This is a genomic window from Arthrobacter sp. 3Tela_A (genome assembly GCF_049311025.1).
Lineage (GTDB): Bacteria > Actinomycetota > Actinomycetes > Actinomycetales > Micrococcaceae > Arthrobacter_B.
Genome location: NZ_JAXIOM010000013.1, coordinates 30,904 through 42,782, shown reverse-complemented (window position 1 = coordinate 42,782; position 11,879 = coordinate 30,904). Strand labels below are relative to the sequence as shown.

Genomic DNA, 11,879 nt, shown 5'->3' with positions numbered 1-11,879 from the left:
ATGGATGCACCCATCGCACTGGAACTCACCGGCGTCGGACTCAGCATTGGCGGGGCACGGATTCTCGACGACGTGCACCTGAGCGTCCGCCGCGGCGAAATGCTCGGCGTGATCGGACCGAACGGCGCCGGCAAGACCACGTTGTTCAACGTCATTTCCGGACTGCTGCGCCCCACTGAAGGCACCGTGGCGGTCTCGGGGAACGACGTCGGGCGGCTGGCCGTGCACCGGAGGGCGGCCGCCGGGCTGGGCCGGACGTTCCAGACGTCCAGCCTGTTCCCGCAGCTGAGTGTGCTCGAAAACGTGCGGCTAGCCGCCCAGGCCAAACTGGGCGGCAGCCTCTCGCTGCTGCGCTTCCCGCGCAGCGGTGACGAAGCCACCCGGATAGCCGCCGAAAGGATCGAGGAGGTTGGCCTGGGTGCGAAGGCTGCAGCCGGTGCCGGCGGCCTGTCCCACGGAGACAAACGCAAGGTTGAAATCGCGATGCTGCTGGCCGCGGATCCGGCAGTGATCCTGCTCGACGAACCCATGGCCGGGGTTGGCTCGGGAGACGTCGCTGGCCTCTCCGAAGTCATCCGCCGGATGCACCGCGAATCCGGGCGAACCGTGCTGATGGTGGAGCACCACATGGAAGTGGTCCTGGGCCTGGTGGACCGGGTTGCGGTGATGCACCACGGCAGCCTCCTGGCTGTCGACACCCCTGAAGCAGTCATGGCCAATCCGCTGGTCCAAAGCGCCTACCTGGGAGAACCTGTCTGATGAACACCGCCGCCGCGCCCATCCTGCGGGTGCACCGCCTTTCCGCCTCCATCGGCGGCCAGCAGGTCGTCGAGGACGTCAGCTTCGAGGTTCCAGCCTCCGGCGTCACCGCGCTGCTTGGCCGCAACGGCGTGGGCAAGACCAGCACCATCAAAGCCATCATCGGACTCATCTCCCGCACCGGGGAGGTGGAGCTCGACGGCGAGCGCATCGATGGTGCCGAAACGCACCGGATCATCGCCCGCGGCGTGGGCTACGTCCCGGAGGACCGGGAGGTGTTCTCCCGGCTCACGGTTGCGGAGAACCTGCGCCTCGCCGAGCGGGACGGACACCCCCGGCGGCAGCTCGTCGAGGACCTCTTCCCGGACCTGGTGAAGCGCTCCGCCCAAATGGCAGGCACACTCAGCGGCGGGCAGCAGCAAATGGTCTCCCTGGCCCGTGCGCTGCTGAACACCAACAAGGTGCTTCTGGTGGATGAACCCACCAAGGGACTGGCACCGAAGATCGTGCAGGAGGTCGGCGAGGCCCTCGCCGAAGCCGCCCGCACCGTGCCGATCCTGCTGGTGGAGCAGAACCTGGCCGTAGTGCGGCAGCTCGCCTCCACCGTCACCGTGCTCTCCGGCGGAAAAGTTGCGCTGACGGACATGGACGCTCGGGAGTTCCTCGATGACACGGATTTGAACCACCGGCTGCTGGGTGTGCACACCGGCACCGCAGCGGAGAACCCGAACCCTGCCGGCACCGCGGCACCGAAGGGAGCCTGAGGCATGAGCACCATCATCCTGCTCACCGTCACCGGCCTTGGCCTGGGCGCGCTGTACTTCCTGGTGGCCTCCGGGCTGTCCCTCATTTACGGGCTGATGGGCGTGCTGAACTTCGCCCACGGATCCTTCCTGACCCTTGGTGCGTTCATCGGCTGGCAGGCTGCGCAGGCGCTCGGTGCCGGGGGGTGGGGGGTCTTCTTCATCTCCCTGGCCGTCGGCGCAGCCACCGGCGCGGCGTTCGCCGCACTGACCGAGAGGATCCTCATCCGCCCGCTCTACCAGCGCCACATTGAGCAGGTGCTGGTGACCGTGGGCCTCTCCCTGGCCTCGGTGGCTCTGTTCGAAGGGATCTGGGGCACCGACCCGTCCTTTATCACCGGCCCGGCCTGGCTGAAGGAAACCACGGACCTGTTCGGGGCCCGTATCCCGAATGACCGCTTCGTCGCCATCCTGGCCGCAGCACTCGTGCTGGGCGGGCTGCTGCTGTTCCTGAAGAAGACCCGCTACGGCATGATCATCCGGGCCGGCGTTGAAAACCGGTCCATGGTCACGGCCCTGGGCATTGACGTACGCAAGGCGTTCACCCTGGTCTTCACCATTGGCGGGGCGGCAGCGGGACTGGGCGGTGTGCTGGCCAGCCATTACTTCGGCTACGTCTCACCGCTGCTGGGCGGTTCGCTGCTGATCTTCGCCTTCATCGTCACGGTGATCGGCGGCCTCGGATCACTCACCGGCGCAGCGCTGGCCTCCGTGGCCGTGGGGATCCTGCAGCAGTTCGCAAACTTCTACTGGGGTGTGGGGGACTTTGTGGTGGTCCTGCTCCTCGCCGCGGTCCTGCTGGCCCGACCGGCGGGACTGATGGGAAAGGCGGTAACGGCATGAGCGCGGCCCAGGTCCGGGAGGACACCAACACCCCACCCGCTGCACCGCCGGCAGGCAAGGCACGACGGCGGCCGGTCGCCTGGGCGGGTGGTGCTGCCGGAGTGCTCATCCTGGCCGTGCTGCCGCTGTTCAACCTCTCACTGCCCGGGCTGCTGCCCGGCCCCACCTACACGCCCGGGTCGCTGCAGCTGATGGCCCTGTGCATGCTGATGGCCGCCGCAGCCCTGACATACCACCTGCTTCTCGGCGTCGCAGGCATGCTTTCCTTCGGGCACGCCCTGTACTTCGGTGCCGGTGTGTACGGCCTGGCGATCATCCTGGACCGGACGGGCCTGCCGCTGCTGCCGGCGATGGCCCTGACCCTGGTGGTGGTGATCGTGCTGGCCAACCTGACCGGCGCCGTCGCCCTAAGGGTCACCGGCATACCGTTCGCCATGGTGACCCTCGCCTTCGCCCAGGCAGGGTCCGTGATGGTGCGCCGGAACCCGGACGGAGCCACCGGCGGAGAGGAAGGCCTCAGCCTGGCCACCGAGCACGTGCCGTCCTTCCTGGTGGGTGTGGCCAACACCCGGAACCTTTACTGGCTGGCACTCGCTGCCCTCGTGGCGGTGTTCCTGGTGACGGCCTGGATCCAGCGCAGCCGCGCGGGGCATGTCGCAGCGGCCGTCCGGGAAAACGAGATGCGTGTCCGGGTGCTGGGCCTGCAGCCCTACCTGGCCAAGCTGCTCATCTTCGTGGTGGCAGGAACCCTCGCCGGGGTGGTGGGCATGACCTACCTGCTGCTGCAGTCCGGTGCCGTGCCGCGGGCGGTTTCCTCCGACTTCACCATCACCCTGCTGGTCATGGTGGTTCTAGGCGGCGTGGGTTCCCGCTGGGGTGCCGTGCTCGGCGGAGTGGTCTATACCCTGCTCGACCAGCGTCTGACCGCGCTCGCCAACTCGGACGCGATTGCCGGACTGCCGCGGATCCTGCAGATTCCCCTCTCGGAGCCGATGTTCATTCTCGGTACCCTGTTCATCCTGGTGGTGATGTTCCTGCCCGGCGGGCTGGCCGGGGCCGCAGCACGGCTGCGCAGCCGTGAAGCAGCCCGACGGCCGCAGCAGATCCTGGAGGAAGCCGGATGAGTTCCCTGCATACGCTGGGCCGCTGGACAGCCGACCGTGCGCTCTCCACACCGGAGCGCACCGCAATCGATGACCGCGGTGTATCGCTGAGCTACCGGGACCTTGAAAACAGGTCCACCGCCCTGGCCCGGGCGCTGAAGGAGAATGGCTACCGGCGGGGAGACCGGATCGCCACGGTCACCGGCAACAGTGCCGACCACGTGGTGGCCTTCTTCGCCTGTGCCAAGGCAGGGCTGGTCCTGGTGCCGTTGTCCTGGCGGCTCTCGGCCCGTGAACTGGCAGCGCAGCTCGCGCTCGCGGACCCCGCCCTGCTCCTGGTCGAGGACGAGTTCTCCGCCGTCGCCATGGAAGCGGCTGCCCGCCTGGCTCTTCCGCCGTCGTCGGCCCCCCTTGGCCGTACCGGTGTGGAATCCGGTCCGCCGTCCCCGCTGCGGCGGCTGGAGGAAACCGGCAGCTCCGGGGACGAGGTCCTGGACAATGACCCTCTGCTGATGGTCTTTACCTCCGGTACCGAAGCTGATCCCAAGGCCGTGGTGCTCAGCCACGCGAACTGCTTCTGGACCAACCTCTCCCTCTCCCGCACGGCGGAGATCGGCAGCCGGGACGTGGTGCTGGCTGTTCTCCCGCAGTTCCACGCCGGAGGCTGGAACATCCAGCCGCTGCTGGCCTGGTGGACCGGCGCCACCGTGGTACTGGAACGCACCTTCGACGCCGGCCGTGTGCTGGCGCTGATCGAGGACCGGAAGGTCACCACCATGATGGGTGTTCCCGCGCATTACCTGATGCTCGCCTCCCATCCGCGCTTTGACCGGACGGACCTCTCCAGCCTGCGCCGCGCCGTCGTCGGCGGAGCGCCCATGCCGGCGCCGCTGCTGCGGACCTGGCATGCCCGCGGGGTGGCCCTGGCCCAGGGCTACGGCCTCAGCGAAGCCGGCCCCAACGTGCTCTGCCTGCCGGAGGAGGAAGCCGGTGCGCGCGTGGGCATGGCAGGCAAACCGTATCCACACGTGGACGTAGCCGTTGCCGACCCGGTGACCGGGGAACACCTGCGCGGACCGGGCACGGGGGAGCTGCTGGTCTCCGGTCCGGGAGTCTTTTCCGGCTACTTCCGCAACCCGGAAGCAACCGCAGCGGCCCTCGCCGGCGGCTGGCTGCACACCGGAGACCTGGTGGAGCGCGACGCCGACGGGTACCTGCGCGTCATCGACCGGCTCAAGGACATCTACATTTCCGGCGGCGAGAACGTCTCCCCGGCCGAGGTGGAGGCAGTGCTGCTCGAGCATCCCGCCGTGGCCGAAGCCGCTGTAGCCGGCGAACCGGACCCGCGCTGGGGAGAAACCGGCGTGGCCTGGGTGGTGCGCCGCCCGGGAACAGCCCCCGACGCCCTGGACATTCTGGAACACTGCGGTGCCAGGCTGGCCCGGTACAAATTACCGGCCCGCGTCTGCTTTGTGGACTCCCTGCCGCGCACGTCGCTGCACAAGGTGGCCCGCTCCCGGCTTCGCGGCCGCTCCGAAAATCCCCAACCCGCAACCCCCGACCGGCAGGACATCACATGAGCACCACACCCAGGACAGCCCGCGGCACCAGGACCCGTGCCCGGCTGCTCGAGGCCGCGGAGCAGGTCTTCGAATCGGTGGGTTACCACGACGCCTCGATCGTGAAGATCACGGAACAGGCCGGGATTGGCCTGGGGACCTTCTACCTGTACTTCGAGGGCAAGCAGGCGATCTTCGACGAGGTGGTGGAGGACCTGAACCGCCGCGTCCGCCAGGCCATGACCGAAGCAGCGAAAGCCGCCGGCAAGCGGATCGAGGCGGAACGGGCCGGATTCCGGGCGTTTTTCCGCTTCACCGCCGAGCACCCGGCGCTCTACCGGATCATCCGCCAGGCTGAGTTCGTTTCGCCCGGAGCCCTTCGCATGCACTACACACGGATCGTCAACGGCTACGTGGAAGGCCTCAAAGCAGCGCGCGACGCCGGCGAGATCCGTCCGATGGACGTGGACACGGTGGCATGGGCACTGATGGGCATCGGCGAGATGCTGGGCATGCGCTGGGTGCTGTGGCACGCGGACCGCTCCGACGGAGGTACCGCACCGGAAATCCCGGAGGCGGAGTTTGAAGAGATGATGCGGTTCATCGAACGAGGCATGGCGCCCGAGGCGCCGGCAGACGGAGGCGGAGCATGAGCACTGAAGCAGTGATCCCGGCGGGCCTGGAGGGAAGGACGGCGCTGGTCACCGGAGGCGGGTCAGGTATCGGCGAGGCCTGCGCCCGCACGTTCGCTGCCCTGGGCGCGAAGGTCACCGTAGCGGACGTCAACCGGGAAGCAGCGGAGCGGGTGGCGTCAGCCACCGGAGGAACGGCCTGGGAGGTGGACCTCAGTGACACGAAGGAGCTTGAAAACCTGTCCCTGGACACTGACATCCTGGTCAACAACGCCGGCATCCAGCGGATCAATCCGATCCAGGACTTCGACCCCGAAATGTTCCGGCTGATCCACCGCCTGATGGTCGAATCACCCTTCCTGTTGATCCGTGCAGCGCTGCCGGGGATGTACGAGCGGGGATTCGGCCGGATCATCAACATCTCCTCCGTCCACGGGCTGCGCGCCTCAGCGTTCAAGAGCGCCTACGTCAGTGCCAAGCACGCCCTCGAAGGACTCAGCAAGGTCACCGCGCTGGAAGGCGGAGAACACGGTGTCACGTCCAACTGCATCAACCCCGCCTACGTGCGTACCGCACTGGTCGAGGCCCAGATCGCCGACCAGGCCCGCATCAACTCAATTCCCGAAGAGGAAGTGGTTGCCTCGGTCATGCTCACCGAATCCGCAGTGAAGCGGCTGGTGGAGCCCGGGGAAGTCGCCTCCCTGGCTGCCTGGCTCGCCGGACCGGGGGCCGGGATGGTCACCGGTGCGTCCTACACCATGGACGGCGGGTGGAGCGCGCGATGAGCACCTACACCAGCGCTGAGATTCCCGTCCGCGGCGGTTCCCTGCACACCGGCATCTGGGGGCCGGACGACCCGGACGCCCCCACCGTCCTGGCCATCCACGGAGTCACAGCCTCCCACCGCACCTGGGGCATGGTCGCTAACGCACTGCCGGACGTGCGCTTTATCGCGCCGGACCTGCGCGGACGGGGCCGGAGCAACACCCTGCCCGGACCGTACGGAATGCCGGTCCACGCCGATGACCTGGCCGCGGTGCTGGAGGCACTTGCGGTGCCCCGCGCCGTCGTCGTCGGCCATTCGATGGGTGCCTTCGCAGCGCTCGTGCTGGCCAACCGGCACCCGCAGCTGGTCGATTCCCTGGTGCTGGTCGACGGCGGCCTGCCGCTGGATGTGCCGTCCGGGCTGAGCGACGAGCAGATCATCCAGGCCGTGCTGGGCCCGGCTGCCGAACGGTTGGAACAGGTGTTCGGCTCGCTGGCTGACTACGAGCAGTTCTGGGCCCCGCATCCGGCCTTCGCCGGGCACTGGAATGACCTGCTGCGGGATTACCTGGCCTATGACCTGCAGCCGCACGGGAGCGGGTTCCGTGCTGCCACCCGCACCGAGGCGCTGGTCGAGGACACCGCGGAACTGCACCGCGGCACGGCGCTTCTGCAGGCACTGGATGAGCTCGCCCATCCGGTGCGCCTGCTCCGTGCCCCGCGTGGGCTGCTGAATGAGGAACCCGGACTGTATTCCCCCGCGTATATCGGCTCCTGGCAGGAACGGCTGCCGGAGCTGGAAATCACCGACGTACCCGGCACCAACCACTACACGATTGTCATGGATGACCCGGGGGCTTCTGCTGTCGCTGCGGTGCTGGCGGAGCAGGCAGTTGGGGGACGGCTGCCGGCCGGTGAACAGCCCGCCGGCTGAGAGCGACGGTCCCGCACCACCAGCCGCGGGGGGGGGGGGGGGGCCCGCGGGCGCCCCCCCCCGGCCCCCCCCCCCCCCGCGACACACCACCTGATGCTCTGCCCGGCAGCGGGATCCGCTGGCTATAGTCGAAAGGCCGGTTCCCTGCTCCCCAAGGCCAAAGGCCCTTGCCGTTCCGGCTGCTACGTAAGGGCATGAAACAGCAATGATCACTTTTGACAACGTCACCAAGGTCTATGACAGGAACTCCCGGCCGGCCCTGAACTCGGTCAGCCTGGACGTGGACCGCGGCGAATTCGTCTTTCTGGTGGGCGCATCCGGCTCGGGCAAGTCCACGCTCATCCGGCTGGTGCTCAAGGAAGAGCACGCGACGCGGGGAACCGTCTACGTCGCCGGGTCCAACGTGGCCAAGATTCCCAGTTGGCGCGTTCCGCGCCTGCGCCGCGGCATCGGCGTCGTCTTCCAGGATTTCCGCCTGCTGCCCAACAAAACCGTATTCGCCAACGTTGCCTTCGCCATGCAGGTGATTGGCCGTTCCCGTGCCGTAATCCGTGATTCGGTTCCCGAGGTGCTGAAGACCGTTGGCCTGGAGGGCAAGGACAACCGCCTGCCCCACGAGCTGTCCGGCGGCGAGCAGCAGCGCGTAGCCATCGCCCGGGCCATCGTGAACCGTCCCGGCATCCTGCTCGCTGACGAACCCACCGGCAACCTGGACCCCACCACGTCCCTGGGCATCATGAAGGTCCTGGACCGGATCAACCAGAACGGCACCACCGTGGTGATGGCCACGCACGACCACGACATCGTCAACGCCATGCGCAAGCGTGTGATCGAACTGCGCAACGGCAAGGTGGTCCGCGACGAACGCGAAGGCATCTACCTGGCGACGGCGATGCAGCCCGTGGTTCCGGCTGCCGGCACCGATGCGGCAGCCTCGGGTGCTGACTCGGCTTCTGCCCCCGCTCCTGCCTCCGGCGCGGATACCGCCGCTGGAAGCCCCGCCGGCAGTACAGAAACTCCCGGCACGGCGAAACAGAACAGCTCCGCCGGATCGGAGGTCTCCGAATGAGGATGGCATTTGTCCTCGGTGAGATCGGCTCCGGTATCCGCCGCAACCTTTCCATGGTTGTCTCCGTCATTCTGGTGACCTTCGTGTCGCTGACCTTCGTGGGCGCGGCCGGCCTGCTCCAGATGCAGATCAACCAGATGAAGGGTTACTGGTATGACCGCGTGCAGGTGGCGGTCTTCCTCTGTGTGGACAATGACGTCTCGGCGTCGTGCGCCTCTGGTTCGGTTACGGATGAACAGCGCAGTGCGATTGAAGCCAAGCTGAACTCCGCGGAGTTCGAGCAGTACATCGACTCTGTGCATTATGAAGACCAGGAAACGGCCCTGGGCCACTTCCGCGAACAGTTCGCCAATTCGCCGATCGTGGACAGCGTCACCGCGGACCAGCTGCCGGAGACGTTCCGTGTCTCCCTCGTGGATCCGGAGAAGTACGAGGTCATCAATGAGGCGTTCTCCTCGATGCCCGGCGTGGAATCGGTCAGCGACCAGCGTGAACTGCTGGAAAAGGTCTTCTCCTTTATGAACATCGCGTCCCTGGTGGCGCTGATCATTGCGGTGCTGATGCTGGTCTGCGCGATTCTGCTGATTGCCACCACCATCCGGCTCTCCGCCTTCAGCCGGCGCCGGGAAACCGGCATCATGCGGCTGGTCGGTGCCTCAAAGGCGGTGATCCAGCTGCCCTTTGTACTCGAAGGCGTGATCGCAGCCCTGATTGGTGCGGTCCTCGCTTCCGGAACGCTGTGGGCAGTGGCACACTTCTTCATCGGCATGCTGGCCCGCCAGTATCCGGCAACTGCGTTCATATCCGCACGTGAAGTACTCCTTTTGAGCCCGATCCTGCTTATTTTGGGTACATTACTTGCGGGTGTGTCATCGCTGCTGACGCTTAGGCGCTATATCAAGGTCTAGAGTGTCACTGGTCAAACGAAAGCAGAAACGTTTAATGGATAGTCTCGCCAATGCATAGCCGCCGCGATTCCCGGCCGCGGGCGGCAGCACCAGCTGCTGCGCCGCTGGACAGCGTGCGGAAAACGGCTGCGGCCGGTGCCGCCGTGCTCCTGGCGCTGGTGCTGGCCTTTGCCACTGTGCACGCGCCTGCCCAGGCTGATGAGCTGAACGACCGCAAGAATGCGCTTGAAGCGGAGCAGCAGCGGGTCCAGGAAGAGTACGAGTACCTGGACGAAGACATTGCCCGGACCGTGGCCCAGCTGAACATTTACCAGAACGAAGAACTGCCCGCAGCGCAGTCGGTGCTGGCCGACGCCGAGGGCAGGGTCAGCACTGCGTCCGCCAAGGTAGCGGCGCTCACGGACCGGGTTGCCCTGGCCCAGGAAAGCCGGAACAAGATCGCCGCGCAGATCGAAGAAGACCAGAAGGCGCTGGATGAGACCCAGAAGGTCATTGGCCAGATCGCCAGCCAGGCGTATAAAAGCGGGGGAGTGCCCTCCAGCCTCACCCTGATGTTTGGGGCAGAGGGTGCAGACAGCCTGACCGACTCCATGGGAATGGCAGGCCAGGCACTGCGCGGCCAGAACGCCGCCGTCGAGCGCCTCTCCCAGCAGGCAGCGACCAACGTGAATTCCGAAGCGCGGCTCACCGCGGTGGAGGAAGAGATCTCCTCGCTTAAGGCACAGGCAGAGGAAGCCCTGCGTGCCGAGCAGGCAGCCCGCGACGAAGCGGCAGCCGAGAAGGAGAAGGTGGACAAGCTCATCGCCAGCGCGGAAGCGCTCAACGGTGAACTGGAGGCAAAGAAGCCCGTCATCCAGGCGAAGCTCGCTTCCATCCAGTCGGAGCAGGCCGCCGTCCAGGCAGAAATAGCCGAACGCCAGCGCATCCTGCTTGAAGAAGCACGCCGAGCCGAGGAAGCCCGGATCGCCGAAGCTAACCGCCGTGCTGCGGAGGAAGCTGCACGCAACAATCAGCCGGCACCGCCGCCGCAGACCGTCCAGCCGACCAACCCGTCCGCGTTCGGACTGCGCTACCCGGTCAGCGCACCGCTGACCTCAGGTTTCGGCTGGCGGGCGACGCCGGCAGGCACCATCGATTTCTCCGGAACCGGCGGCTACCTGCACTCCGGCATCGACTTTGGCGCCCAGTGCGGCACTCCTGTTTACGCCGCAGCTGCCGGAGAGATCTGGCGCTCGGACACCGGCGGCGGTGAAATGATCGGAACCGGCAACCGGATCGTAGTGAACCACGGCGTGATCGGCACCAGCGCCCTGGCCACGAACTACTACCACCTGAGCAGCCGGATCGTTTCTGCCGGCCAGTGGGTAAACGCCGGCCAGCTGATTGGCTACGTCGGTACCACCGGCAACTCCACCGGCTGCCACCTGCACTTCGAGACCATGCTCAACGGGCAGCTCGTAAATCCCATGGGACTGCTCTAGGGCCTAGAATGGGTGTTTCGCCTCCGGGAACGTCACCGGAAGCGAAGTTGACCCAAAAAGCGACGCTATGAAGGAGAGTTGAACCGTGCCCAAAGAAAGTGGCCGAAAAGTCGTGGCCACCAACCGCAAGGCCCGGCACAACTACGAAATCCTCGATACCTACGAGGCCGGGATGGTGCTGATGGGCACCGAGGTGAAATCCCTGCGTGAGGGACGCGCCTCCCTGGTGGACGGGTTCGCCACGTTCTACAACGACGAGCTCTGGCTCGAGGCCGTCTACATTCCTGAGTACCTCAACGGCAGCTGGACCAACCACTCCGCGCGCCGCCGTCGGAAGCTGCTGCTGCACCGCGAGCAGCTGGACAAGATCTCGCAGAAGATCCGCGAGTCCGGCTTCACGATCGTTCCGCTGCAGCTGTACTTCCTGGACGGCCGCGCCAAGGTTGAAATCGCCGTCGCCCGCGGTAAGCGCGACTATGACAAGCGTCAGAGCCTGCGGGAGAAGCAGGACAACCGTGAGGCGCTGCGCGAAATGCGTGCCAAGAACCGCGGAGCATAGCCGCCGGGGTCCGGTCTGACGTTCCAGCGCAGATGCGCTATAGTTAACGATCCGGCTGGTAGCAGCCGGACAAATCAGTTTGGTAACTGAATACGGGGATGACAGGTTTCGACGATGTTAGTCGCGACAGGTGAAGCGGGCCGAGGATGCAGGGTTATCTCGTAAACGCTCTCTGCAAACCAATAAGTGCCGATTCTAAGCGCACTGACTTCGCTCTCGCTGCCTAAGCAGCGGGCATAGTCCGTCAGACCGGGAATGCTCTCGTCCCGGATCCTGGCGTCATTTAGAGGGCCACTGCTGAGTACTCTCGCCGTTGGAGTGCTCGGGACTTTTAGACGGCTGGGCCCGGATCAGCCACTTGTTCACATGATGGCTGGGGCCGAGAAAATCCGACGTGAACTGCGCCCGGAGAAGCCCTGACAACACGACATCGGACGGGGGTTCAATTCCCCCCATCTCCACCA

At 66.2% G+C, this 11,879-nt stretch carries 12 protein-coding genes and 1 other RNA gene; all 13 read left to right on the top strand.

The features are described from left to right. The 13 genes from TVC13_RS06200 to ssrA all read left to right on the top strand — a co-directional run bounded on the left by TVC13_RS06200 (position 1) and on the right by ssrA (position 11,879). Complete coding sequence (locus TVC13_RS06200; RefSeq protein WP_422400356.1) at positions 1-759, top strand: ABC transporter ATP-binding protein; 759 nt, start codon at positions 1-3, stop codon at positions 757-759. Continuing rightward, complete coding sequence (locus TVC13_RS06195; protein ID WP_422400355.1) at positions 759-1,523, top strand: ABC transporter ATP-binding protein; 765 nt, start codon at positions 759-761, stop codon at positions 1,521-1,523. Before TVC13_RS06200 ends, TVC13_RS06195 begins: the two co-directional genes overlap by 1 nt. Before the next feature lie 3 nt (positions 1,524-1,526). Continuing rightward, on the top strand, positions 1,527-2,405 hold the full coding sequence (locus TVC13_RS06190) for a branched-chain amino acid ABC transporter permease (RefSeq protein WP_422400354.1): 879 nt from the start codon (positions 1,527-1,529) through the stop codon (positions 2,403-2,405). Continuing rightward, a complete protein-coding gene (locus tag TVC13_RS06185) occupies positions 2,402-3,529 on the top strand; it encodes a branched-chain amino acid ABC transporter permease (RefSeq protein WP_422400353.1) in 1,128 nt (375 codons plus the stop codon). Before TVC13_RS06190 ends, TVC13_RS06185 begins: the two co-directional genes overlap by 4 nt. Then, a complete protein-coding gene (locus TVC13_RS06180; RefSeq protein WP_422400352.1) occupies positions 3,526-5,088 on the top strand; it encodes a class I adenylate-forming enzyme family protein in 1,563 nt (520 codons plus the stop codon). Before TVC13_RS06185 ends, TVC13_RS06180 begins: the two co-directional genes overlap by 4 nt. Then, entirely contained in the window at positions 5,085-5,720 is a 636-nt protein-coding gene (locus TVC13_RS06175) for a TetR/AcrR family transcriptional regulator (protein ID WP_422400351.1), read from the top strand. The genes TVC13_RS06180 and TVC13_RS06175 overlap by 4 nt, the downstream gene beginning before the upstream one ends. Then, complete coding sequence (locus tag TVC13_RS06170; protein ID WP_422400350.1) at positions 5,717-6,484, top strand: 3-hydroxybutyrate dehydrogenase; 768 nt, start codon at positions 5,717-5,719, stop codon at positions 6,482-6,484. Before TVC13_RS06175 ends, TVC13_RS06170 begins: the two co-directional genes overlap by 4 nt. Beyond that, positions 6,481-7,398, top strand: a complete 918-nt coding sequence (locus TVC13_RS06165) for an alpha/beta fold hydrolase (RefSeq protein ID WP_422400349.1) — start codon at positions 6,481-6,483, stop codon at positions 7,396-7,398. Before TVC13_RS06170 ends, TVC13_RS06165 begins: the two co-directional genes overlap by 4 nt. Before the next feature lie 205 nt (positions 7,399-7,603). After that, positions 7,604-8,467, top strand: a complete 864-nt coding sequence (gene ftsE, locus TVC13_RS06160) for a cell division ATP-binding protein FtsE (protein WP_422400348.1) — start codon at positions 7,604-7,606, stop codon at positions 8,465-8,467. Continuing rightward, positions 8,464-9,375, top strand: coding sequence for a permease-like cell division protein FtsX (ftsX, locus tag TVC13_RS06155; RefSeq protein ID WP_422400347.1), 912 nt, complete (start codon positions 8,464-8,466; stop codon positions 9,373-9,375). The genes ftsE and ftsX overlap by 4 nt, the downstream gene beginning before the upstream one ends. Before the next feature lie 50 nt (positions 9,376-9,425). Continuing rightward, positions 9,426-10,856 carry a peptidoglycan DD-metalloendopeptidase family protein gene (locus TVC13_RS06150; protein WP_422400346.1) on the top strand — a complete coding sequence of 477 codons (1,431 nt, stop codon included), beginning with the start codon at positions 9,426-9,428 and terminating at the stop codon, positions 10,854-10,856. An 85-nt stretch (positions 10,857-10,941) separates the two neighbouring features. Then, positions 10,942-11,415: an SsrA-binding protein SmpB gene (smpB, locus tag TVC13_RS06145; RefSeq protein WP_422400345.1), complete on the top strand. Its 474-nt coding sequence runs from the start codon at positions 10,942-10,944 to the stop codon at positions 11,413-11,415. A gap of 94 nt (positions 11,416-11,509) precedes the next feature. Further along, positions 11,510-11,879, top strand: a transfer-messenger RNA (tmRNA) gene (gene ssrA / locus TVC13_RS06140).